Source organism: Klebsiella sp. CN_Kp075, from assembly GCF_040065055.2.
Classification (GTDB): domain Bacteria; phylum Pseudomonadota; class Gammaproteobacteria; order Enterobacterales; family Enterobacteriaceae; genus Klebsiella; species Klebsiella aerogenes.
The window spans coordinates 1,505,337-1,530,087 of record NZ_CM198050.1; the positions used below are offsets into that span (position 1 = coordinate 1,505,337).

The following is a 24,751-nucleotide window of genomic DNA, read 5'->3' on the forward strand; positions in this document are numbered from 1 at the left end:
CCGCCAGCTTACCGTCATGCTTCAAGTGGTAACTCGAAGACGTCAGGGTTATCGCTGGCGGTGTGGAATTAAGCGGTCAGACGGTGTGCGTCTTGAGCGATAACCAGCTCTTCGTTGGTCGGGATAACCACGGCAGGGCGGGTGCCTTCTTTGTTGATGAAGCCAGACTTACCGAAACGGGCAGCCAGGTTACGCTCGTGATCAACTTCGAAGCCCAGAACGCCCAGTTTACCCAGGGATAGTTCACGAACCATCGCGGCGTTTTCACCGATACCACCGGTGAAGATAACCGCGTCCAGACGACCGTCCATCAGCGCGGTGTAAGAACCGATGTATTTCGCCAGGCGGTGGCAGTAAACGTCCATTGCGCGCTTAGCGTCAGCTTTATCCGCGTAGTTGTCTTCAACGTAGCGGCAGTCGCTGGTGACTTCGGTCAGACCCAGCAGGCCGGACTCTTTGGTCAGCATTTTGTTGATAGCATCTACGCTCATACCCAGCGCGTCGTGCAGGTGGAAAATGATCGCCGGGTCGATATCGCCAGAGCGAGTACCCATCACCAGACCTTCCAGCGGGGTCAGACCCATGGAGGTATCAACGCATTTACCGTTACGGATAGCGGAAACGGAACCACCGTTGCCGAGGTGGCAGGTGATGATGTTCAGTTCTTCAACCGGCTTGTTCAGTACCTTAGCGGCTTCCTGAGTCACATAGTAGTGGCTGGTGCCGTGCGCGCCGTAACGACGTACGCCGTGCTCTTTGTACAGGCTGTACGGCAGGGCGTACAGGTAGGACTCTTCCGGCATGGTCTGATGGAACGCGGTGTCGAACACGGCAACGTTCTTGTCTTTCAGGTGCGGGAAGGATTTCAGCGCTTCAGCGATACCGATCAGGTGCGCCGGGTTGTGCAGCGGTGCGAAGGAAGCGGAGTCTTTGATGCCCTGAATAACGGAATCGTCGATGACGACGGAACTGGTGTATTTTTCACCGCCGTGAACGATACGATGGCCAATTGCGGTCAGCTGGGCTGACAGTTCTGGTTTTTGTGCCAGAATAGTGTTAACGATAAAGTTCAGCGCTTCACTGTGAGCGGCGCCTGCGCCTAACTCAGCTTCGTGTTTGCCGCCGTCCATTTTCCATTTGATACGGGCTTCAGGAAGATGGAAACATTCGGCTAAACCGGAGAGATATTCGTCACCGTTAACGGCATCCAGGATAGCAAATTTCAGGGAAGAGCTACCGCAGTTCAGAACCAGTACTAACTTACTCGACATGGAAGTACCTTTTATGATACGTGGCTAAAAAAACATCAGTGTGTCACAAAGCGTAGCGCAGGATGACATCGACATTTATGATTAACATCATGCCTTGTTCTGTTTTCTGGCACGATGAGGGAAGTACATATGATTTTATGTCATTTTGCATAATTTTCCGCCAGCAGCAGAATATGCGATAATTTGACTAACCTGGTAAAAGGGTCTAACCGCCCTCTCAGGTGGGCACAGGATACCTGATTGCCGCATCCATTGCCAAAATCTTTTGAACGTTGTCATGCACAGTTGGTGTTTTGCACGAAAATTTTAAGTTTTATATGTAAAGTTGAGGTATAGCCATGTCGACCCCTGAGAATCGCCCCGTTAGCTTTTTCAGCTTGTTTCGTCGCGGGCAGCACTATGCGAAGACCTGGCCCCTCGATAAGCGATTGGCGCCGGTGTTTGTCGAAAACCGCATTATTCGCGCTACCCGCTACGCGATTCGCATCATGCCGCCGGTTGCGGTCTTCACCTTATGCTGGCAGATAGCGCTCGGCGGCCAGCTTGGCCCGGCCGTCGCCACCGCGTTGTTTGCCTTAAGCCTGCCGATGCAGGGGCTGTGGTGGTTGGGCAAGCGTTCCGTGACGCCATTACCGCCATCAATATTGAACTGGTTTTATGAAGTGCGCGGCAAATTACAAGAGGCCGGGCAGGCGTTAGCGCCGGTTGACGGCAAGCCGGATTACCAGGCGTTGGCTGACACGCTTAAGCGCGCCTTCAAACAACTGGATAAAACTTTCCTTGATGATTTGTAATTCCATACGGAAAACGCATATAAAAGAAGGCGCATGATTTATGCGCCTTCTTTATTTCACGCCGTAAGTGCTACAGGAGTCAAAAATGGAAATGACCAATGCGCAGCGTCTGATTTTGTCCAATCAGTACAAGATGATGACTATGCTCGACCCGGACAACGCCGAACGTTACCGCCGTCTACAGACCATCATCGAGCGTGGATATGGGCTGCAAATGCGCGAGCTGGACCGCGAATTTGGCCAACTGACGGAAGAAACCTGCCGGACCATTATCGATATCATGGAGATGTACCACGCGCTGCACGTTTCGTGGACCAACCTGAAGGACGCCTCCGCTATCGATGAACGTCGGGTGACCTTCCTTGGTTTTGACGTCGCCACCGAGGCCCGCTATCTCGGCTACGTGCGCTTTATGGTCAATGTAGAAGGGCGCTATAGCCACTTCGATGCCGGTACTCACGGCTTTAACTCGCAGACGCCGATGTGGGAAAAATACCAGCGTATGCTGGCCGCCTGGCACTCCTGCCCGCGCCAGTATCACTTGAGTAGTAACGAAATTAACCAAATTATCAATGCCTGATGGAGGTGCCCGTGCAGTGTAAAGGTTTCCTGTTCGATCTCGACGGGACGCTGGTGGATTCTTTGCCGGTGGTCGAGCGTTCATGGTGTAAATGGGGCGATCGTTTCGGCATTCCGCACGATGAGATTCTCGGTTTCATTCACGGTAAACAGGCCATCACTTCGATTCGTCATTTTATGCCGGGGCGCAGCGAAGAGGATATTCAGGCCGAGTTCCGCTTCCTTGAGCAGATTGAAGCCACCGATATCGACGGCATTGTCGCACTGCCGGGCGCGTTAAGCTTGCTGAATACGCTTAATGAAGCGGGGATCCCGTGGGCTATCGTGACTTCGGGTTCCATTCCGGTTGCTCACGCCCGCCACCGCGCGGCAGGTCTGCCGATGCCGAAAGTGTTCGTTACCGCCGAGCAGGTGAAGAAGGGGAAACCGGCGCCGGATGCCTATCTGCTCGGCGCCGAGCTGCTGGGCATACCGGCACAACAGTGCGCGGTGGTGGAAGATGCGCCGGCGGGGCTGCTTTCCGGGCTGGCTGCCGGATGCCGCACCATCGCCGTCAACGTTCCGGCCGATGCGCCGCGCCTTGATGAGGCCGATCTGGTGCTGACGACCCTCGAAAGCTTGCGCATTGAGCGGCAGGCGGATGGCAATGTTCAGGTGAATCTTAAAGCATAATCTCATGACTTAGCCCCGCGTTGCCGGGGCTTTTTTGTGCCACAATTTCGGCTCCCTCTTCAGACAAGGATAAGTTGTGAACGGTGAATTGATTTGGGTGTTATCGCTACTGGCCATCGCGGTTGTCTTGTTTGCGACCGGCAAGGTGCGCATGGATGCCATCGCGCTGATGGTGATAGTTGCGTTTGTGCTTAGCGGTACCTTAACCCTCAGCGAAGCCTTCTCCGGCTTTAGCGATCCGAACGTTATTCTCATTGCTGCTTTATTTATCATTGGCGACGGCCTGGTGCGCACCGGCGTGGCGACTAAGATGGGCTCCTGGCTGGTCAAGGTTGCCGGCAATAGCGAAACCAAAATGCTGGTCTACCTGATGCTCACCGTTGCCGGACTGGGGGCGTTTATGAGCTCAACCGGCGTAGTGGCGATATTTATTCCGGTAGTGCTCAGCGTCTCGCTGCGTATGAATACCTCGCCGTCGCGGCTGATGATGCCGCTAAGCTTCGCCGGGCTGATTAGCGGCATGATGACGCTGGTGGCGACGCCGCCGAACCTGGTGGTCAACAGTGAGCTGCTGCGCGAGGGGTTGCATGGCTTCAGCTTCTTCAGCGTGACCCCGATTGGCCTGGTGGTGCTGGTGTTGGGTATCGTCTATATGCTGGTGATGCGCTTTATGCTGAAGGGCGAAGATGACAGCGCCGCCCGCGATGGCCGCAAGAAAAGCACCTTCCGCGATTTAATCAAAGAGTACCACCTCACCGGTAGGGCGCGCCGGCTGGCGATTCGTCCGGGCTCGCCGATGATCGGCCAGCGGCTTGATGATTTAAAGCTGCGTGAACGTTACTGCGCCAACGTTATCGGCGTCGAACGCTGGCGGCGTTTTCGCCGGGTGATCGTCAACGTTAACGGGGTGTCGGAGTTTCGCGCCCGCGACGTGTTGCTGATCGATATGTCGGCATCCGACGTCGATCTGCGGCAGTTTTGCGGCGAGCAGATGCTTGAGCCGATGGTGCTGCGCGGCGAATACTTTTCCGACCAGGCGCTGGACGTCGGTATGGCGGAAGTTTCGTTAATCCCTGACTCAGAGCTTATCGGCAAAACGGTGCGCGAGATGGCCTTCCGTACCCGTTTTGGTCTGAATATCGTTGGCCTGAAGCGTGATGGTAAAGCGCTCGACGGCGCGGTAGTCGATGAACAACTCCAGTTAGGCGACATTATGCTGGTAGTTGGCAACTGGCGGCAGATAGCCATGCTGGCTAAACGCGGCCGCGATTTTGTGGTGCTGAATATGCCGGTAGAGGTCAACGATGCTTCGCCCGCGCACAGCCAGGCGCCGCACGCCATTTTCTGCCTGGTGTTAATGGTAGCGCTGATGCTTACCGATGAAATCCCCAACCCTATCGCCGCCATCATCGCCTGCCTGTTGATGGGCAAGTTTCGCTGTATTAACGCCGAGAGCGCCTATAAGGCGATCCACTGGCCGAGCATCATTTTGATCGTGGGTATGATGCCCTTCGCCCTGGCGTTGCAGAAAACCGGCGGCGTGGATTTAGTGGTGCAGGGATTAATGGACGTCGCCGGAAGTAAAGGCCCCTATTTGATGCTGGGTTGTCTGTTTGTGATGTGCGCGGCGATTGGTCTGTTTATCTCGAATACCGCGACGGCGGTGCTGATGGCGCCAATTGCTCTGGCGGCGGCGAAATCGATGGGAGTATCGCCATATCCTTTTGCCATGGTAGTGGCGATGGCGGCTTCGGCGGCGTTTATGACCCCGGTCTCTTCACCGGTTAATACGCTGGTGCTCGGACCCGGTAAATATTCGTTCAGTGATTTTGTCAAAATCGGTGTGCCCTTCACCGTACTGGTGATGGTGGTCTGCGTACTGCTGATCCCGGTACTCTTTCCGTTTTAATTCATTCAGGCCGGGCAGGGGCTGCCCGGCCTGAATATTAAAGCGGTGAATCCTGGCTGATTTCATCGAGCGACAGCTGGAAGCTCGGGACAAATACCTGCATAAAGTAATCCATCTCCGGGCTACGGCGCGACTCCAGCGTTTTTTCCAGCCGACCTTTCGCCAGCAGAAATTCGTTATTGCCGGCAGAAAGCTCTTCAAGACATTTCAGATAGGCGCACAGGGCGTCGGCCTGCTTCACAATCGACTGCTCTTCTTCGCTGTAATGGTGTTCATCAATCAGGGGCTCAAAGATATCGCGCAGCTCATCGGGAACCATATCGACCAGTTTTTGCTGAGCGATTTTTTCAATCGCTTTATATTCCTGGGCAATCTGCGAATTGAAATATTTCACCGGCGTGGGCAGATCGCCGGTGAGGACCTCGGAGGCATCGTGATACATCGCCAGCAGGGCAATGCGTTCGGCGTTGACCTGGCCGCCAAACTTGCGGTTCTTAATCGCCGCCAGCGCGTGGGTGACCATCGCCACCTGCAAACTGTGCTCGGAGACGTTCTCGGTGCGCACGTTGCGCATCAATGGCCAGCGGTTAATTAGTTTCAGGCGGGAGAGGTGGGCAAAGAAATGACTCTGACTCATAGGAACCCTTAAGCAGTGACAACATCGGGTTCCATTGTGCGCAGGGATCGCCGCCGGATGCAAATACCGGCGGCGGCGCGATTAAAGCTGATGATAGCCGGAGAGGAAGCGCCCGAAGCGGGAAATCGCCATTTCCAGGTCATCTTCACGCGGCAGGGTGACGATACGTACGTGATCCGGCCACGGCCAGTTGAAGGCGGTACCCTGGACCAGCAGCACTTTCTCCTGCAGCAGGAAATCGAGCACCATTTTCTGGTCATCGTGGATATTAAAGCGTTTGGCGTCGATTTTCGGGAACATATACAGCGCGCCTTTTGGCTTGACGCAGGAGACGCCCGGGATCTCGTTGATTAACTCCCAGGCGCGGTTACGTTGCTCATACAAGCGCCCGCCCGGAATGATAAACTCGCTAATGCTCTGATAGCCGCCTAGCGCGGTTTGGATAGCGTGTTGCGCCGGGACGTTGGCGCACAGGCGCATCGAGGCCAGCATTTCCAGCCCTTCGATATAGCCTTTGGCGTGCTTTTTCGGCCCGTTCAGCACCATCCAGCCCTGGCGGAAACCAGCGACGCGATAGGTCTTCGACAGCCCGTTGAAGGTGACGGTTAACATATCCGGCGCCAGCGCGGCGATAGAGTGATGTTCGGCGTCGTCATACAGGATCTTGTCGTAGATTTCGTCGGCGAAAATAATCAGGTTGTGCTGACGGGCGATCTCGACGATCTCCTGCAGCAGCTCTTTGGAATAAACGGCGCCCGTTGGGTTATTCGGGTTAATGATGACGATCCCGCGGGTGCGTGGCGTAATTTTGGCGCGGATATCGTCGAGATCCGGGAACCAGTCTGAGGATTCGTCGCACAGATAGTGCACCGCTTTGCCGCTGGAAAGCGAGACCGCCGCGGTCCACAGCGGGTAGTCCGGGGCTGGAACCAGCATTTCGTCGCCGCTGTTGAGCAGCGCCTGCATGGCCTGGACTATCAGCTCAGAAACGCCGTTACCGATATAGATATCTTCCACGGTAACATCGCGCATTCCGCGCGCCTGGTAGTGCTGCATAATTGCTTTACGGGCGGAATAGAGACCTTTTGAGTCGCTGTAGCCCTGGGCGGTCGGCAGATTGCGGATAACGTCGACGAGGATTTCGTCAGGCGCATCAAAGCCGAACGGCGCCGGGTTGCCGATATTCAGCTTGAGTACCTTGTTGCCTTCTTCTTCAAGGCGTTTTGCTTCTTTCAGAACCGGACCGCGGATGTCGTAACAGACATTCTCTAACTTGCTGGATTTTTCGATAGGGGACATGAACCTTTGACCTTTTAGCTGTTATCGCCACTCCCTGCCGTGGAAGTCAGCACGGAACAATGTACTCCGCATCCCCGCTGTTTTGAAGGGTTAACAGGAGAAGATTTTGCGAATAGTATTTTTTTAGAGTAATGAATTTGTCTGTGTAATGGCGTTATTCTTTATATAATGTGCCTGATATGGGTTTTGGAATGGTTTTATGTTGCGCATATTGCGCAGATACATGGATATTTATCTGGTTTGTTGCTGATGGAAAAAGCGGGTTGCCTGAATTTTAACCGCTAAAAGACACTATGCTAATAAGAAAGAGGGTGCTGATAACTGTAGCAACTATGTTAATTTTTTTTAATAAAACATGCCAATTAATGAATCAGGTATATTTGATTGCATAGATTATTTCGGGTTTTGTTAATTTAATTATAGTGCTGCAAAAATGTTTAAAATTACCTTAGATAATACTGATTAGCGCTTATAAATATTGTGGTTTTCGGTTAGGATATGACGGTTAATATCGACGTATAAACCTCTGTTTAACGGCGTGATTTTATTAATATATTGTTATTGCAGGCTTTTTTGTTTGTGTTCCAGCAGGCGTTGTTATGCGTGTCGGGCTTCCGGGCGTAACGAGATTTGTTATTGCAGACTTTGTTTGAGATTCATCACATAACGTAAGTCTCAGTAATTAAAAATGCGTAGAGCTACGAACAAAATATTACTCAAATTTTTCGCACATTTGTCGCGAACGAGTGCTTTCACATGCAATGACGTTCTTCCAGTTGTCATCTGCGGCAATTGTCCGCTCGGCACGAGGCTCATGGAATAGCCGGAAACCTGGATACAGCATCAACAAGGCAGGCCAGCATCAGCGCCTGTAAGTGAAGAAATATGATAAATGCAAATCGTCCGATACTGAATCTCGATCTCGATCTGCTGCGGACCTTCGTCGCCGTCGCCGATCTGAGCACCTTTGCGGCGGCCGCTGCCGCGGTATGTCGTACCCAGTCCGCCGTCAGTCAGCAGATGCAGCGCCTGGAGCAACTGGTTGGCAAAGAGCTTTTCGCTCGACATGGGCGTAATAAATTACTGACCGAGCAGGGGATCCAACTGCTCAGCTACGCGCGCAAAATACTGCGTTTTAATGATGAAGCCTGCATGTCGCTAATGTTTGGCAGCCTGCAGGGGACGCTGACTATCGGCGCTGCCGATGAAACGGCGGATACCATCCTGCCTTATCTGCTCAATCGAATCGGCAGCTTCTATCCCAAACTGACGCTGGAAATTAAGGTCCTGAATTACGCCGATATCGTTGCGAAGTTAGGCAGCGGCGAGATCGATCTGGCGTTAACCACTCATCAAACCGGCGAATTTGATGTCCTGACGCTGCGTACCTCGCCGACGCTGTGGTACTGCGCCGCGGATTATGTACTGGCGCACGGAGAATCTGTTCCGCTGGTGCTGCTCGAAGAGTCCGGGCCGTTCCGTGAAGATATCATTTCCGCGCTTAATGCCGCGCAGGTCCCCTGGCATCTGGCGCATGCCGCCAGTTCTCTGGCCGGGGTAAAAGCCGCGGTGAAGGCGGGGCTTGGCGTCACCGCGCGACCGGTTGAAATGATGAGCCCTGAGCTGCGCGTGCCGGGTAAAAGCGACGGTTTGCCCGGCCTGCCGGATACCCATTATGTGTTGAGCTGTAATCCACAGCGGGAAAACGAGCTGGCGCAGGCAATTTTTCAGTCGCTGAGCCAGGACCATAACCCGTGGAAAACAGAAACGCTCTATACCCCGGAAGGGGGAGACGGCTCCCTGGTTTCATAAAGCCAAATTATCATATATCGATCACAATAATCCGGTAACAAAATGTAAGTGTAAAAAAGAGCCGCCGATCGACAAAATGAGGTCAGTGGCTCTTTTTTTTTATATTTTACAAGGATTTTAAGCAGTTTAATAATTTATTGATATATGAATCAATAGGTTGACCCGGAAGCGGCCATTGTTTCCCTGTTTTTAGCTGCAGTTTCAATACTTCCTGCTAATGTTAAAAAACCGGACGGATTGTTGCCGTTTTTCTGATGTAATTAACAAAAGCGTGTCACAGATCAAGAAAATACCCCTACTTGGGGGGAGGAATCGCGGCCAAATCCTGTCAAAATAGATTGGCGAAACTGATTTACGTCTAAAACGGACACGATTCAACAACACTAAATCCGAATGATATGCAAGGTTATTACGCAACAAAGGGCATTTAATGTTAATGAAAAGATTCCAATGTAAATTAATGTAGTTAAAACTTTTGTTAAAGTTGACAAAAGGTTAAAGAAAGGGGTAAAAAGCCACGGCATTTGGGCTTCCTCATCAACCAGGGACGCTTTTTTGCAAGGTCATTTTTTTATTCCTCCCGTGAAACGCTGTGGCGTTCATCTGCCATCAAGAGCAGAGGGTTTTGGCGCTACACTTTTTTGGTTAAGCAATGCGTATGTCAACATCCACTGAAGTCATCGCTCATCATTGGGCATTCGCTATATTTCTCATCATCGCTATCGGTCTGTGCTGCCTGATGCTCGTCGGCGGCTGGTACCTCGGCGGTCGCGCGCGCGCGCGTAGCAAAAACACGCCGTTTGAATCGGGGATCGACTCCGTTGGTTCGGCCCGCTTACGTCTTTCTGCGAAGTTTTATCTGGTCGCCATGTTCTTCGTTATCTTCGACGTGGAAGCCCTGTATCTCTACGCATGGTCAACCTCCATTCGCGAAAGCGGTTGGGTTGGCTTTGTGGAAGCCGCAATTTTCATTTTAGTGCTACTGGCTGGTCTGGTTTACCTCGTTCGCATCGGCGCACTGGACTGGACGCCTGCGCGTTCCCGTCGCACGCTGGTTAACCCGGAAACAGACAGTCCCACTAACCGTCATATGCAGTAAAAGCGAGGCAATAAGATGGATTATACGCTCACCCGCATAGATCCTAACGGTGAGAACGACCGTTACCCCCTGCAAAAACAGGAGATCGTAACCGACCCCCTGGAGCAAGAAGTCAATAAAAGCGTGTATATGGGGAAACTCGAACATGCGCTGCATGACATGGTGAACTGGGGCCGTAAGAACTCGATTTGGCCGTACAACTTCGGCCTGTCTTGCTGCTATGTAGAAATGGTGACGTCATTCACTGCGGTGCATGACGTTGCGCGTTTTGGCGCGGAAGTACTGCGTGCCTCTCCGCGTCAGGCCGACCTGATGGTGGTCGCCGGCACCTGCTTCACCAAAATGGCCCCGGTAATTCAGCGCCTGTACGATCAGATGCTGGAGCCGAAGTGGGTTATCTCTATGGGCGCATGCGCTAACTCCGGCGGGATGTACGATATCTACTCCGTCGTGCAGGGCGTGGACAAGTTTATTCCGGTGGATGTTTACATCCCGGGCTGTCCGCCGCGTCCGGAAGCTTATATGCAGGCGCTGATGCTGCTGCAGGAATCCATTGGTAAAGAGCGCCGTCCTCTCTCCTGGGTGGTTGGCGATCAGGGCGTCTATCGCGCCAACATGCAATCCGAGCGCGAGCGTAAACGCGGCGAACGAATTGCGGTGACCAATCTGCGGACTCCGGACGAGATTTAACTTGCGCCTGCGGGCGGGAACCAGACTTCGCAAATCAATCTACAAAAGCAGCGAAGCCTCGCCCGGCAGTCACCACGGACCTTTTGCAATGGTGAACAATATGACTGATTTAACCGCGCATGACGCCGCACCAGCCTGGCAAACCCGCGATCACCTTGATGACCCGGTGATCGGCGAACTGCGCAACCGTTTTGGGCCGGATGCCTTTACCGTTCAGCCTACCCGTACCGGCGTTCCGGTGGTGTGGGTGAAGCGCGAACAGCTGCTCGAGGTGGGTGATTTCCTGAAGAGATTGCCGAAACCTTACGTGATGCTGTTTGACCTGCACGGCATGGACGAACGTTTACGTACGCACCGCGATGGCTTGCCAGCCGCGGATTTTTCCGTTTTCTACCACCTGATCTCAGTAGACCGCAACCGCGATATCATGCTCAAGGTGGCGTTGTCTGAAAACGATCTGCATCTGCCGACCTTCACCAAACTTTTCCCTAACGCCAACTGGTATGAGCGTGAAACCTGGGAAATGTTTGGCGTGACCTTTGACGGTCACCCGAATCTGCGCCGCATCATGATGCCGCCGACCTGGGAAGGCCACCCGCTGCGTAAAGACTATCCGGCGCGCGCCACCGAATTCGATCCGTTTGAGCTGACTAAAGCCAAGCAGGATCTGGAAATGGAAGCGTTAACCTTCAAGCCGGAAGAGTGGGGCATGAAGCGCGGCACCGAAAACGAGGACTTTATGTTCCTCAACCTCGGCCCGAACCACCCGTCCGCTCACGGCGCATTCCGTATCATTCTGCAGCTGGATGGCGAAGAGATCGTCGACTGCGTGCCGGATATCGGCTACCACCACCGCGGCGCGGAGAAGATGGGCGAACGCCAGTCCTGGCACAGCTACATCCCTTACACCGACCGTATTGAATACCTCGGCGGCTGCGTCAACGAGATGCCGTACGTGCTGGCGGTGGAAAAACTGGCCGGGATCACTGTGCCGGATCGCGTGAACGTGATCCGCGTGATGCTGTCCGAACTGTTCCGCATCAACAGCCACCTGCTGTATATCTCGACCTTTATTCAGGACGTCGGCGCGATGACGCCGGTCTTCTTCGCCTTTACCGACCGTCAGAAAATCTACGATCTGGTCGAAGCGATCACCGGTTTCCGTATGCACCCGGCGTGGTTCCGCATCGGCGGCGTCGCCCACGACCTGCCGCGCGGCTGGGATCGCCTGCTGCGTGAATTCCTTGAGTGGATGCCGAAGCGCCTGGATTCGTATGAGAAAGCCGCGCTGCGCAACACCATTCTGATTGGCCGCTCGAAAGGCGTTGCCGCCTACACCGCGAAAGAAGCGCTGGAGTGGGGCACCACCGGCGCAGGTCTGCGCGCGACCGGTATCGGCTTCGACGTGCGTAAATGGCGTCCTTATTCTGGCTACGAAAACTTCGACTTTGAAATCCCGACCGGCGGCGGCGTTTCCGACTGCTACACCCGCGTGATGCTAAAAGTGGAAGAGCTGCGCCAGAGCCTGCGCATTCTCCAGCAGTGCCTCGATAATATGCCGGAAGGCCCGTTCAAAGCGGATCACCCGCTGACCACGCCGCCGCCGAAAGAGCGCACGCTGCAGCACATTGAGACCCTGATTACTCACTTCCTGCAGGTATCCTGGGGCCCGGTGATGCCGGCCAACGAATCCTTCCAGATGGTTGAAGCGACGAAGGGGATTAACAGTTACTACCTGACCAGCGACGGCAGCACCATGAGCTACCGTACCCGTATTCGTACCCCGAGCTATGCGCACCTGCAGCAGATCCCGGCGGCGATCCGCGGTAGCCTGGTATCCGACCTTATCGTCTATCTGGGTAGTATCGATTTTGTTATGTCAGACGTGGACCGCTAATTATGCACGAGAATCAACAACCACAAACCGAGGCTTTTGAGCTGAGTGCGGCAGAGCGTGAGGCTATTGAGCACGAGAAGCACCACTACGAAGACCCGCGTGCGGCGTCCATCGAAGCGCTGAAAATTGTTCAAAAACAGCGCGGCTGGGTGCCGGATGGCGCGATCTATGCGATCGCCGATGTGCTGGGGATCCCGGCAAGCGACGTCGAAGGCGTGGCGACATTCTATAGCCAGATCTTCCGCCAGCCGGTTGGCCGTCACGTGATCCGCTACTGCGATAGCGTGGTGTGCCATATCACCGGCTTCCAGGGGATCCAGTCGGCTATCGAGAAAAAGCTGGACATCAAACCGGGTCAAACCACCTTTGATGGCCGCTTCACGCTGCTGCCGACCTGTTGCCTTGGCAACTGCGACAAGGGGCCGACCATGATGATTGATGACGACACGCACAGTTATCTGACGCCGGAAGCGATTCCTGACCTCCTGGAGCGGTATAAATGAAAACCATTATTCGTACTGCCGAAACGCATCCATTAACCTGGCGTCTGCGCGATGACAAGCAGCCGGTGTGGCTGGACGAGTATCGCAGCAAAAACGGTTATGAAGGGGCGCGCAAAGCCTTAAGCGGCATGGCGCCGGATGAAATCGTCAATGCGGTAAAAGACGCCGGCCTGAAAGGGCGCGGCGGCGCGGGCTTTTCCACCGGTCTGAAGTGGAGCCTGATGCCGAAAGACGAGTCCATGAACATCCGTTACCTGCTGTGTAACGCTGATGAAATGGAACCGGGCACCTATAAAGACCGTCTGCTGATGGAACAGCTGCCGCACCTGCTGGTGGAAGGTATGCTGATCTCCGCCTTTGCGCTGAAGGCATACCGCGGTTACATCTTCCTGCGCGGCGAATATATCGAAGCGGCGCAGCATCTGCGTCGCGCGATCGCCGAAGCCACCGAAGCGGGCCTGTTGGGGAAAAATATCCTCGGCACCGGTTTTGACTTCGAGCTGTTCGTGCATACCGGGGCAGGGCGCTATATCTGCGGTGAAGAGACGGCGCTTATCAACTCGCTGGAAGGCCGCCGCGCGAACCCGCGCTCCAAGCCGCCGTTCCCGGCGAGCTCGGGCGTATGGGGCAAACCGACCTGCGTCAACAACGTTGAAACCCTGTGCAACGTGCCAGCCATTCTCGCCAACGGCGTGGAGTGGTACCAGAATATTTCAACCAGCAAAGATGCCGGCACCAAGCTGATGGGCTTCTCCGGGCGCGTGAAGAATCCGGGCGTCTGGGAACTGCCGTTCGGCACCACCGCGCGCGAGATCCTCGAAGATTACGCTGGCGGCATGCGCGATGGCCTGAAGTTTAAAGCCTGGCAGCCGGGCGGCGCCGGTACCGACTTCCTGACCGAAGCGCACCTCGATTTGCCGATGGAGTTTGAAAGCATTGGTAAGGCAGGGAGCCGTCTGGGCACCGCGCTGGCGATGGCCGTCGACCACGAGATCGGCATGGTTCCGCTGGTGCGCAACCTCGAAGAATTTTTTGCCCGTGAATCCTGCGGCTGGTGTACGCCTTGCCGCGACGGTCTGCCGTGGAGCGTGAAGATCCTGCGCGCCCTGGAGCGCGGCGAAGGCCAGCCTGGCGACATCGAAACCCTTGAGCAACTGTGTCGATTCCTCGGGCCGGGTAAAACCTTCTGCGCGCACGCGCCGGGCGCGGTTGAACCGCTGCAGAGCGCTATCAAATATTTCCGCGAAGAATTCGAGGCTGGCATTAAGCAGCAGTTCAGCAATACCCATGCAATTAACGGTATTCAGCCGAACCTGCTTAAGACGCGCTGGTAATCTAAAGGTTTTTTATTTTTGGAAGCACGCAAATGGCTACGATTCATGTAGACGGCAAAGAATACGAGGTCAACGGAGCGGACAACCTGCTAGAGGCTTGTCTCTCTCTTGGTCTTGATATTCCATACTTTTGCTGGCACCCGGCGCTAGGGAGCGTCGGTGCTTGCCGCCAGTGTGCGGTGAAGCAATATCAGAACGCGGAAGACACGCGTGGTCGCCTGGTGATGTCCTGTATGACTCCGGCATCCGACGGCACCTTTATTTCTATTGACGACGGCGAAGCGAAGCAGTTCCGCGAAAGCGTGGTGGAGTGGCTGATGACCAACCACCCGCACGATTGCCCGGTCTGCGAAGAGGGCGGCAACTGCCACCTGCAGGATATGACGGTCATGACCGGTCATAGCTTCCGCCGCTATCGTTTCACCAAGCGTACCCACCGCAACCAGGATCTGGGGCCATTTATTTCTCACGAAATGAACCGCTGCATCGCCTGCTACCGCTGCGTTCGCTACTATAAAGATTATGCCGACGGCACCGATCTGGGCGTTTATGGCGCTCATGACAACGTCTACTTCGGCCGCCCGGAAGATGGCACGCTGGAAAGCGAGTTCTCCGGTAACCTGGTTGAAGTTTGCCCGACCGGCGTCTTCACCGATAAAACGCACTCCGAGCGTTACAACCGTAAGTGGGACATGCAGTTTGCGCCGAGCATCTGCCAGCAGTGTTCCATTGGCTGTAACATCAGCCCTGGCGAACGCTATGGCGAGCTGCGTCGTATCGAAAACCGCTATAACGGTACCGTTAACCGCTACTTCCTCTGCGACCGCGGTCGTTTCGGCTATGGCTACGTAAACCTCAAAGATCGTCCGCGTCAGCCGGTTCAGCGCCGCGGCGACGATCTGATCGCGCTCAACGCCGAACAGGCGATGCAGGGGGCGGCGGATATCCTGCGTCAGTCGAAGAAAGTCATTGGTATCGGTTCTCCGCGCGCCAGCATTGAAAGCAACTTCGCGCTGCGTGAGCTGGTCGGTAGCGAAAACTTCTATACCGGCATCGCTAAAGGCGAACAAGCGCGCCTGCAGATGATGCTTAAAGTGCTGCGTGAAGGCGGGATCCATACCCCGACGCTGCGCGATATCGAATCCTACGATGCGGTACTGGTGCTGGGCGAAGACATTACCCAGACCGGCGCGCGCGTTGCCCTGGCGGTACGCCAGGCGGTGAAAGGGAAAGCACGTGAAATGGCGGCGGCGCAGAAAGTGGCCGACTGGCAGATTGCGGCAATTCTCAACATCGGACAGCGCGCCAAGCATCCGTTATTTGTCACTAATATCGACGACACGCGCCTGGATGACATCGCGGCGTGGACCTACCGCGCGCCGGTGGAAGATCAGGCGCGTCTGGGCTTCGCTATCGCTCATGCGCTGGATGACAGCGCGCCGGCGGTTGATGGCCTGAGCCATGACCTGCAGGGTAAAGTCGATGTGATCGTTCAGGCGCTGGCCGGGGCGAAAAAACCGCTGATTATCTCCGGCACTAACGCCGGCAGCATGGAAATCATTCAGGCTGCCGCTAACGTGGCGAAAGCGTTGAAAGGCCGCGGCGCCGATGTTGGCATCACGATGGTTGCCCGCGCGGTGAACAGCGTCGGTCTGGGCATGATCGGCGGCGGCTCGCTTGAAGAGGCGCTGGACGAACTGGAAAGCGGCGCCGCAGACGCGGTTATCGTGCTGGAAAACGACCTGCACCGTCATGCTTCCGCCGCGCGCGTCGACGCAGCGCTTGCGAAAGCGCCGCTGGTGATGGTGGTTGACCATCAGCGCACCGCGATTATGGACAAAGCGCACCTGGTGCTCTCCGCGGCAAGCTTTGCGGAAAGCGACGGTACCGTGGTGAACAACGAAGGCCGCGCCCAGCGCTTCTTCCAGGTTTACGATCCGGCTTACTACGACGCGAAAACCGTGATGCTGGAAAGCTGGCGCTGGCTGCATTCGCTGCACAGTACCGTTAACAACCGTCAGGTTGACTGGACGCAGCTGGACCACGTCATCGATGCGGCGATTGCCGCCCTGCCGCAGCTGGCGGGCATTAAAGATGCCGCGCCGGATGCGACCTTCCGCATTCGCGGCCAGAAGCTGGCGCGTGAACCGCACCGCTACAGCGGCCGCACGGCGATGCGCGCTAACATCAGCGTGCACGAGCCGCGTCAGCCGCAGGATAAAGACACCATGTTCGCCTTCTCAATGGAAGGGAACAACCAGCCGTCCGCGCCGCGTTCGCAGATCCCGTTCGCCTGGGCGCCGGGCTGGAACTCCCCGCAGGCATGGAACAAATTCCAGGATGAAGTGGGCGGTAAACTGCGCCACGGCGATCCGGGCGTGCGTCTGATTGAAGCTTCCGCCAGCGGGCTGGAGTACTTCACGGCGGTTCCGGCCAGCTTCCACGCGGAAGAAGGCAAATGGCGTATCGCGCCGTACTATCACCTGTTTGGCAGCGATGAGCTGTCGCAGCGTTCTCCGGTGTTCCAGAGCCGGATGCCTGAGCCGTACATCAAGCTGAACCCGGCGGATGCCGCAAAGCTTGGCGTCAACGCCGGGGCGATGGTTTCCTTCAGCGTAGAAGGCCAGACGCTGAGTCTGCCGCTGGTTATCTCTGAAGGGCTGACCGCAGGACAGGTTGGCTTACCGATGGGCATGCCGGGCATCGCGCCGGTACTGGCCGGGGCGCGTATTGATTCACTGCAGGAGGCGCAAGCATGAGTTGGTTAACGCCGGATCTTATCGACATTCTGTTAAGCATCCTGAAGGCCGTGGTCATTCTGCTGGTGGTCGTCACCTGCGGCGCGTTCATGAGCTTCGGCGAGCGTCGTCTGCTCGGCCTGTTCCAGAACCGCTACGGACCTAACCGCGTGGGCTGGGGCGGTTCGCTGCAGCTGGTCGCCGACATGATCAAGATGTTCTTCAAAGAGGACTGGATCCCGCGCTTCTCCGATCGCGTGATCTTTACTCTGGCGCCGGTTATCGCCTTTACCTCGTTGCTGCTGGCCTTTGCTATCGTGCCGGTTAGCCCGTCGTGGGTGGTCGCCGACCTGAACATCGGTATTCTGTTCTTCCTGATGATGGCAGGCCTGGCGGTTTACGCGGTCCTGTTCGCCGGTTGGTCGAGCAACAACAAGTACTCGCTGCTGGGGGCGATGCGTGCTTCCGCACAAACGTTGAGCTACGAAGTGTTCCTTGGTCTCTCCCTGATGGGCGTGGTGGCGCAGGCGGGGTCATTCAACATGACCGATATCGTCAACAACCAGGCGCATCTGTGGAACGTCATCCCGCAGTTCTTCGGCTTCGTGACTTTCGCCATCGCCGGCGTGGCGGTGTGTCACCGTCACCCGTTTGACCAGCCGGAAGCGGAGCAGGAACTGGCCGATGGTTACCACATTGAATATTCCGGTATGAAATTCGGTCTGTTCTTCGTCGGTGAATACATCGGTATCGTCACCGTATCAGCGCTGATCGTGACGCTGTTCTTCGGCGGCTGGAATGGCCCGTGGTTACCGCCTTTCATCTGGTTCGCGCTGAAAACCGCGTTCTTCATGATGATGTTCATTTTGATCCGCGCATCATTACCGCGTCCGCGTTATGACCAGGTAATGTCCTTTGGCTGGAAGGTATGCCTGCCGTTAACGCTGGTCAACTTGTTGGTAACGGCGGCTGTCATTCTCTGGCAGGCGCAATAAGGGGTGAATTGAACATGACCTTAAAAGAATTATTGGTAGGGTTCGGCACCCAGGTCCGCAGTATTTGCATGATCGGGATGCACGCCTTCGCCAAACGTGAAACTCAGATGTATCCGGAAGAGCCGGTATATCTGCCGCCGCGCTATCGTGGCCGTATCGTGCTGACGCGCGATCCGGACGGTGAAGAGCGCTGCGTTGCCTGTAACCTGTGTGCGGTAGCCTGCCCGGTTGGCTGTATCTCTCTGCAGAAAGCAGAGACCAAAGACGGCCGCTGGTACCCGGAGTTCTTCCGCATCAACTTCTCACGCTGCATTTTCTGCGGCCTGTGCGAAGAAGCGTGCCCGACCACGGCGATTCAGTTGACCCCGGACTTCGAACTGGGCGAATACAAACGTCAGGATCTGGTGTACGAAAAAGAGGATCTGCTGATTTCCGGTCCGGGCAAATACCCGGAATATAACTTCTACCGGATGGCGGGTATGGCAATCGACGGCAAAGATAAGGGCGAAGCGGAAAACGAAGCTAAGCCAATCGACGTCAAGAGCCTGTTACCGTAAGGAGAGGGGCAATGGAATTCGCTTTTTATATCTGTGGCCTGATAGCCATCCTCGCAACCTTGCGGGTCGTCACCCACACCAATCCGGTGCACGCGCTGCTGTACCTGATCATTTCGCTGTTAGCGATTGCCGGGGTGTTTTTCTCGCTGGGCGCTTACTTCGCCGGTGCGCTGGAAATCATCGTTTACGCCGGGGCCATTATGGTGCTGTTCGTGTTCGTGGTGATGATGCTCAACCTGGGCGGCACCGAGATCGAACAGGAACGCAAATGGCTGCAGCCGGGGATCTGGATTGGCCCGGCCATCCTTTCCGCGGTGCTGCTGGTGGTTATCGTTTACGCCATCCTGGGCATCAATGACCAGGGTATCGACGGCGCGGCGATCAACGCCAAAGAAGTGGGTATTGCGCTGTTTGGGCCGTACGTCCTGGCGGTGGAGCTGGCCTCCATGCTGCTGCTGGCGGGCCTGGTTGTCGCCTTCCACATTGGCCGCGAAGAGCGCGCCGGTGAGGTGCTGAGCAACCGCGTGAACGACAGCGACAAAAGAAAAACGGAGGAACACGCATGATCCCCTTAACACATGGACTGATCCTCGCCGCCATCCTGTTTGTGCTCGGCCTGACTGGTCTTGTGATCCGCCGCAATCTGCTATTTATGCTGATTAGCCTGGAAATCATGATTAACGCCGCCGCGCTGGCATTCGTGGTCGCGGGAAGCTACTGGGGCCAGACTGATGGTCAGATTATGTATATCCTCGCTATCAGCCTCGCGGCTGCGGAAGCGAGTATCGGTCTGGCGCTGCTGCTGCAGCTCCATCGTCGCCGCCAGAACCTGAACATCGATTCAGTAAGTGAGTTGCGTGGATGAACATGCTTGCCTTAACCATTCTTCTGCCATTGATTGGCTTTGTGCTGCTGGCCTTCTCCCGCGGACGCTGGTCGGAAAATCTTTCCGCCACCGTTGGGATGGGCTCGGTAGGCCTGGCGGCGCTGGTGACGGCGTACGTCGGCGTCGACTTTTTCGCTAACGGCAAACAGGCGGTCAGCGTACCGCTGTGGAACTGGATGTCGGTCGGTGATTTCAACATCGGCTTCAACCTGGTGCTGGATGGCCTGTCTCTGACCATGCTCTCCGTGGTTACCGGCGTCGGCTTCCTGATCCACATGTTCGCCTCCTGGTACATGCGCGGCGAAGAGGGCTACTCTCGCTTCTTCGCTTACACCAACCTGTTTATCGCCAGCATGGTCGTTCTGGTGCTGGCCGATAACCTGCTGTTGATGTACCTGGGTTGGGAAGGCGTGGGTCTCTGTTCTTACCTGCTGATCGGTTTCTACTACACCGATCCGAAGAACAACGCCGCGGCGATGAAAGCGTTCGTGGTCACCCGCGTCGGCGACGTGTTCCTCGCCTTCGCGCTGTTCATTCTTTATAACGAACTGGGCACCCTGAACTTCCGTGAAATGGTTGAGCTGGCGCCGCAGCACTTCGCTAACGGCAGCACCACGCTGCAGTGGGCGACGCTGATGCTGCTCGGCGGCGCGGTCGGTAAATCCGCTCAGCTGCCGCTGCAAACGTGGCTTGCCGATGCGATGGCGGGCCCGACGCCGGTCTCTGCGCTGATCCACGCGGCTACCATGGTGACCGCGGGCGTGTACCTGATTGCCCGTACCCACGGCCTGTTCCTGATGACGCCGGAAGTGCTGCATCTGGTCGGTATCGTTGGCGCAATCACGCTGGTGCTGGCGGGCTTCGCCGCGCTGGTGCAGACCGACATCAAACGCGTGCTGGCTTACTCGACCATGAGCCAGATTGGCTACATGTTCCTCGCGCTGGGCGTGCAGGCCTGGGACGCGGCGATCTTCCACCTGATGACGCACGCGTTCTTTAAAGCGCTGCTGTTCCTGTCGTCCGGTTCGGTGATCCTCGCCTGCCATCACGAACAGAACATCTTCAAGATGGGCGGCCTGCGCAAATCCATTCCGCTGGTTTATGTCTGCTTCCTGGTGGGGGGCGCGGCGCTGTCCGCTCTGCCGCTTATCACCGCAGGCTTCTTCAGTAAGGATGAGATTCTGGCTGGCGCGATGGCCAACGGCCATATCAATCTGATGGTTGCGGGCCTGGTCGGCGCCTTTATGACCTCGCTGTATACTTTCCGTATGATTTTCATCGTGTTCCACGGTAAAGAGCAAATTCACGCGCATGCAGGGAAGGGGATTACCCACCATCTGCCGCTGATTGTGCTGCTGGTTCTGTCCACCTTCGTTGGCGCGCTGATTGTGCCGCCTCTGGAAGGCGTTCTGCCGCAGACCACTGAGCTCGCTCACGGTAGCGTGATGACGCTGGAAATGACCTCCGGGATTATCGCTATCGCCGGCATCCTGATCGCCGCGTGGCTGTGGCTGGGCAAACGTACGCTGGTGACTTCCATCGCCAACAGCGCGCCTGGCCGCTTCTTCGGTACCTGGTGGTTCCATGCCTGGGGCTTCGACTGGTTATACGACAAAGTGTTCGTGAAACCATTCCTCGGTATTGCCTGGCTGCTGAAGAGCGATCCGCTGAACTCGTTGATGAATATCCCGGCGATTCTGTCCCGCTTCGCAGGCAAAGGTCTGCTGGTGAGCGAGAACGGCTATCTGCGCTGGTATGTGGCTTCAATGAGCATCGGCGCGGTGGTGGTGCTGGCTCTGCTGATGGTACTGCGTTGAGTTTGTTGGCTGGATGAACGATTGCCGGATAGCGCTGCGCTTATCCGGCCTACAAACCCAAAAATAATTTTTAGAATTCGTTGAAAATCTGTTCCTGATGTACAGGCGTCATCGGCGAAGTCAGACCGGAGACCGCCAGCGCAGAGCAACCGGAGCGTACTGAAGTACGTGAGGATTGCGAGCACTGCCGGGATTTGGGCTGACGAGTGAGATAGCCTGAGCAGGAGTAAATATAAGGGACATACTTAGCTATGTTATTACCCTGGTTGATATTAATCCCCTTTATTGGCGGCTTCCTGTGCTGGCAGACTGAACGCTTTGGCGTGAAACTGCCGCGCTGGATTGCGCTGATTACCATGGGACTGACGCTGGTGCTTGGCCTGCAGCTGTGGATGCAGGGCGGCTATTCTCTGACGCAATCCGCGGGGATTCCGCAGTGGCAGTCGGAATTCGTGCTGCCGTGGATCCCACGTTTCGGCATTAGCATCCATCTGGCGATTGACGGTTTGTCGCTGCTCATGGTGGTGCTGACCGGCCTGCTCGGCGTGTTGGCGGTGCTCTGTTCCTGGCGCGAAATCGAAAAGTACCAGGGCTTTTTCCACCTCAACCTGATGTGGATCCTGGGCGGCGTCATCGGCGTATTCCTCGCCATCGACATGTTCCTGTTCTTCTTCTTCTGGGAAATGATGTTGGTGCCGATGTACTTCCTGATCGCGCTGTGGGGTCACAAAGCCTCTGACGGTAAAACGCGTATCACGGCGGCCACCAAGTTCTTCATCTATACCCAGGCGAGCGGCCTGGTGATGCTGATCGCCATTCTGGCGCTGGCATTCGTTCACTTCAACGCCACCGGCGTGTGGACCTTCAACTATGAAGAGCTGCTGAAAACCCCGATGTCGCACGGCGTGGAATACATGCTGATGCTCGGCTTCTTCATCGCCTTCGCGGTGAAAATGCCGGTGGTGCCGCTGCACGGCTGGCTACCGGACGCCCACTCCCAGGCGCCGACTGCCGGTTCCGTCGACCTCGCGGGCATCTTGTTGAAAACCGCGGCCTACGGTCTGCTGCGCTTTGCGCTGCCGCTGTTCCCGAACGCCTCCGCCGAGTTTGCGCCAATCGCCATGTGGCTGGGCGTGATCGGTATCTTCTACGGCGCGTGGATGGCCTTCGCCCAGACCGATATCAAACGTCTGATTGCATACACCTCCGTTTCCCACATGGGCTTCGTGCTGATTGCTATCTACACCGGTAGCCAGCTGGCTTATCAAGGGGCGGTGATTCAGATGATTGCCCACGGTCTGTCCGCGGCGGGTCTGTTCATTCTGTGCGGTCAGCTGTACGAACGTCTGCACACCCGCGATATGCGCCAGATGGGCGGTTTGTGGAGCAAAATTAAATGGCTGCCGGCGATGTCGATGTTCTTCGCTGTCGCCACCCTGGGGATGCCGGGCACCGGTAACTTTGTCGGCGAATTTATGATTCTGTTCGGCAGCTATAAAGTGGTGCCGGTGATTACCGTTATCTCGACCTTTGGTCTGGTATTCGCTTCCGTTTACTCGCTGTCGATGCTGCATCGCGCCTACTTCGGTAAGGCGAAGAGCGAAATCGCGACGAAAGAGCTGCCGGGGATGTCCCTGCGTGAACTGTCTATCATCCTGCTGCTGGTGGTGCTGCTGGTGCTGTTGGGCTTCTTCCCGCAGCCGATTCTCGACACCTCGCATGCTGCGATGAGCAACATTCAGCAGTGGTTTGTTAATTCTGTTTCTACTACAAGGCCGTAATTCGCCATGACAATAACTCCACAACAACTGATCGCACTGCTACCGCTGCTGATCGTCGGCTTGACGGTGGTGGTTGTGATGCTCTCCATTGCGTGGCGACGCAATCATTTTCTCAATGCCACGTTGTCGGTTCTCGGACTAAACGCCGCGCTGGTCTCGCTCTGGTTTGTCGGTCAGAACGGGGCGATGGACGTCACCCCGCTGATCCGCGTTGACGGTTACTCGATGCTCTATACCGGGCTGGTGCTGTTGGCGAGCCTCGCGACCTGTACTTTCGCCTACCCATGGCTTGAGGGTTACAAGGACAATAAAGAAGAGTTCTACCTGCTGGTGCTGATCGCCGCGCTGGGTGGCATTCTGCTGGCCGGCGCCAATCACCTGGCCTCGCTGTTCCTCGGTATCGAATTAATTTCGCTGCCGTTGTTCGGCCTGGTCGGCTACGCCTTCCGCCAGAAACGTTCGCTGGAAGCGAGCATCAAATACACCATCCTCTCCGCGGCAGCCTCGTCTTTCCTGCTGTTCGGTATGGCGCTGGTGTATGCGAACTCCGGCAACCTGTCCTTCCTCGCGCTGGGCAAGAGCCTGGCTGACAACGCGCTGCACGAGCCGCTGCTGCTGGCGGGCCTCGGTCTGATGATCGTCGGTCTTGGCTTTAAACTGTCGCTGGTGCCGTTCCACCTGTGGACGCCGGATGTATACCAGGGCGCGCCTGCGCCGGTATCCACCTTCCTGGCGACCGCCAGCAAGATTGCCATCTTCGGCGTGGTGATGCGTCTGTTCCTGTACATGCCGGTGGGCGACAGCGAAGCGGTACGCGTGGTGCTGGGCCTGATCGCCTTCGCCTCTATCATCTTCGGTAACCTGATGGCGCTGAGCCAGACCAACATTAAGCGTCTGCTCGGTTACTCTTCCATTTCCCACCTCGGCTATCTGCTGGTGGCGTTAATCGCCCTGCAGAGCGGCGAAATGTCGATGGAAGCCGTGGGCGTCTACCTGGCCGGTTATCTGTTCAGCAGCCTCGGCGCGTTCGGCGTGGTCAGCCTGATGTCCAGCCCGTACCGCGGCCCGGATGCTGACTCGCTGTTCTCCTACCGCGGTCTGTTCTGGCACCGTCCGATCCTGTCGGCGGTAATGACGGTGATGATGCTGTCGCTGGCCGGTATTCCGATGACCCTCGGCTTTATCGGTAAGTTCTACGTGCTGGCCGTCGGTGTGCATGCGCACCTGTGGTGGCTGGTTGCCGCGGTAGTGATCGGCTCGGCGATTGGTCTCTACTACTACCTGCGCGTTGCCGTCAGCCTGTACCTGAGCGCCCCGGAGCAGCTGAACCGCGATGCGCCGTCAAACTGGCAGTACAGCGCCGGCGGTATCGTGGTGCTGATCTCCGCGCTGCTGGTGCTGGTGCTTGGCGTGTGGCCGCAGCCGCTGATTAGCATCGTGCAGCTGGCGACGCCGCTGATGTAATCTGCGCTATAAATAAA

21 protein-coding genes are annotated in these 24,751 nt (G+C 56.2%); 18 read left to right on the forward strand and 3 right to left on the reverse strand.

The features are described 5' to 3' along the window. Positions 1 to 68 precede the first annotated feature (68 nt). Complete coding sequence (gene ackA / locus ABLV78_RS07265; protein WP_045391478.1) at positions 69 to 1,271, reverse strand: acetate kinase; 1,203 nt, start codon at positions 1,269 to 1,271, stop codon at positions 69 to 71. Between the two features lie 338 nt (positions 1,272 to 1,609). Between ackA and yfbV the strand changes: the two genes are divergently transcribed. The 4 genes from yfbV (at position 1,610) to ABLV78_RS07285 (ending at position 5,225) form a co-directional block, all read left to right on the forward strand. Further along, the gene (gene yfbV, locus ABLV78_RS07270; RefSeq protein WP_045391475.1) at positions 1,610 to 2,065 is read left to right on the forward strand and encodes a terminus macrodomain insulation protein YfbV; all 456 of its coding nucleotides are present in this window, start codon (positions 1,610 to 1,612) and stop codon (positions 2,063 to 2,065) included. Between the two features lie 85 nt (positions 2,066 to 2,150). Beyond that, on the forward strand, positions 2,151 to 2,645 hold the full coding sequence (locus tag ABLV78_RS07275; protein WP_045391472.1) for a YfbU family protein: 495 nt from the start codon (positions 2,151 to 2,153) through the stop codon (positions 2,643 to 2,645). An 11-nt stretch (positions 2,646 to 2,656) separates the two neighbouring features. Further along, positions 2,657 to 3,316: a sugar phosphatase gene (locus tag ABLV78_RS07280; RefSeq protein ID WP_047043353.1), complete on the forward strand. Its 660-nt coding sequence runs from the start codon at positions 2,657 to 2,659 to the stop codon at positions 3,314 to 3,316. Positions 3,317 to 3,392: 76 nt separating this feature from the next. Continuing rightward, positions 3,393 to 5,225 carry an SLC13 family permease gene (locus ABLV78_RS07285; RefSeq protein ID WP_045391469.1) on the forward strand — a complete coding sequence of 611 codons (1,833 nt, stop codon included), beginning with the start codon at positions 3,393 to 3,395 and terminating at the stop codon, positions 5,223 to 5,225. Between the two features lie 37 nt (positions 5,226 to 5,262). Here the strand turns inward: ABLV78_RS07285 and yfbR are convergent, their stop codons facing one another. Both yfbR and alaA read right to left on the reverse strand, forming a co-directional pair. Further along, positions 5,263 to 5,862: a 5'-deoxynucleotidase gene (gene yfbR / locus ABLV78_RS07290; protein WP_047043285.1), complete on the reverse strand. Its 600-nt coding sequence runs from the start codon at positions 5,860 to 5,862 to the stop codon at positions 5,263 to 5,265. Between the two features lie 81 nt (positions 5,863 to 5,943). Then, positions 5,944 to 7,161: an alanine transaminase AlaA gene (alaA, locus tag ABLV78_RS07295; RefSeq protein ID WP_015365583.1), complete on the reverse strand. Its 1,218-nt coding sequence runs from the start codon at positions 7,159 to 7,161 to the stop codon at positions 5,944 to 5,946. 885 nt (positions 7,162 to 8,046) lie between these two features. On the opposite strand from alaA, the gene ABLV78_RS07300 reads away from it, so the two are divergent. The 14 genes from ABLV78_RS07300 to nuoN all read left to right on the forward strand — a co-directional run bounded on the left by ABLV78_RS07300 (position 8,047) and on the right by nuoN (position 24,734). After that, complete coding sequence (locus tag ABLV78_RS07300) at positions 8,047 to 8,973, forward strand: LysR family transcriptional regulator (RefSeq protein WP_045391466.1); 927 nt, start codon at positions 8,047 to 8,049, stop codon at positions 8,971 to 8,973. A 652-nt stretch (positions 8,974 to 9,625) separates the two neighbouring features. Next, the gene (nuoA, locus tag ABLV78_RS07305) at positions 9,626 to 10,072 is read left to right on the forward strand and encodes an NADH-quinone oxidoreductase subunit NuoA (protein ID WP_002913181.1); all 447 of its coding nucleotides are present in this window, start codon (positions 9,626 to 9,628) and stop codon (positions 10,070 to 10,072) included. A 15-nt stretch (positions 10,073 to 10,087) separates the two neighbouring features. Then, complete coding sequence (nuoB, locus tag ABLV78_RS07310) at positions 10,088 to 10,762, forward strand: NADH-quinone oxidoreductase subunit NuoB (protein ID WP_002913178.1); 675 nt, start codon at positions 10,088 to 10,090, stop codon at positions 10,760 to 10,762. 88 nt (positions 10,763 to 10,850) lie between these two features. Then, entirely contained in the window at positions 10,851 to 12,659 is a 1,809-nt protein-coding gene (nuoC, locus tag ABLV78_RS07315; RefSeq protein ID WP_015365585.1) for an NADH-quinone oxidoreductase subunit C/D, read from the forward strand. Positions 12,660 to 12,661: 2 nt separating this feature from the next. Continuing rightward, entirely contained in the window at positions 12,662 to 13,162 is a 501-nt protein-coding gene (gene nuoE / locus ABLV78_RS07320) for an NADH-quinone oxidoreductase subunit NuoE (RefSeq protein WP_015365586.1), read from the forward strand. Continuing rightward, positions 13,159 to 14,496 carry an NADH-quinone oxidoreductase subunit NuoF gene (gene nuoF, locus ABLV78_RS07325; RefSeq protein ID WP_015365587.1) on the forward strand — a complete coding sequence of 446 codons (1,338 nt, stop codon included), beginning with the start codon at positions 13,159 to 13,161 and terminating at the stop codon, positions 14,494 to 14,496. The genes nuoE and nuoF overlap by 4 nt, the downstream gene beginning before the upstream one ends. A 32-nt stretch (positions 14,497 to 14,528) precedes the next feature. Further along, positions 14,529 to 17,255 carry an NADH-quinone oxidoreductase subunit NuoG gene (gene nuoG, locus ABLV78_RS07330; protein ID WP_047043280.1) on the forward strand — a complete coding sequence of 909 codons (2,727 nt, stop codon included), beginning with the start codon at positions 14,529 to 14,531 and terminating at the stop codon, positions 17,253 to 17,255. After that, a complete protein-coding gene (gene nuoH / locus ABLV78_RS07335; protein WP_015365589.1) occupies positions 17,252 to 18,229 on the forward strand; it encodes an NADH-quinone oxidoreductase subunit NuoH in 978 nt (325 codons plus the stop codon). Before nuoG ends, nuoH begins: the two co-directional genes overlap by 4 nt. A 14-nt stretch (positions 18,230 to 18,243) precedes the next feature. Beyond that, a complete protein-coding gene (gene nuoI, locus ABLV78_RS07340) occupies positions 18,244 to 18,786 on the forward strand; it encodes an NADH-quinone oxidoreductase subunit NuoI (protein WP_015365590.1) in 543 nt (180 codons plus the stop codon). An 11-nt stretch (positions 18,787 to 18,797) separates the two neighbouring features. Beyond that, the gene (nuoJ, locus tag ABLV78_RS07345; protein ID WP_015365591.1) at positions 18,798 to 19,352 is read left to right on the forward strand and encodes an NADH-quinone oxidoreductase subunit J; all 555 of its coding nucleotides are present in this window, start codon (positions 18,798 to 18,800) and stop codon (positions 19,350 to 19,352) included. Next, the gene (gene nuoK, locus ABLV78_RS07350) at positions 19,349 to 19,651 is read left to right on the forward strand and encodes an NADH-quinone oxidoreductase subunit NuoK (RefSeq protein ID WP_004865088.1); all 303 of its coding nucleotides are present in this window, start codon (positions 19,349 to 19,351) and stop codon (positions 19,649 to 19,651) included. The genes nuoJ and nuoK overlap by 4 nt, the downstream gene beginning before the upstream one ends. Next, positions 19,648 to 21,489, forward strand: a complete 1,842-nt coding sequence (nuoL, locus tag ABLV78_RS07355; protein WP_032712091.1) for an NADH-quinone oxidoreductase subunit L — start codon at positions 19,648 to 19,650, stop codon at positions 21,487 to 21,489. The genes nuoK and nuoL overlap by 4 nt, the downstream gene beginning before the upstream one ends. Before the next feature lie 251 nt (positions 21,490 to 21,740). Further along, positions 21,741 to 23,270: an NADH-quinone oxidoreductase subunit M gene (nuoM, locus tag ABLV78_RS07360; protein ID WP_015365593.1), complete on the forward strand. Its 1,530-nt coding sequence runs from the start codon at positions 21,741 to 21,743 to the stop codon at positions 23,268 to 23,270. Positions 23,271 to 23,276: 6 nt separating this feature from the next. Continuing rightward, complete coding sequence (gene nuoN, locus ABLV78_RS07365; protein WP_015365594.1) at positions 23,277 to 24,734, forward strand: NADH-quinone oxidoreductase subunit NuoN; 1,458 nt, start codon at positions 23,277 to 23,279, stop codon at positions 24,732 to 24,734. The last annotated feature ends 17 nt before the right edge of the window (positions 24,735 to 24,751 follow it).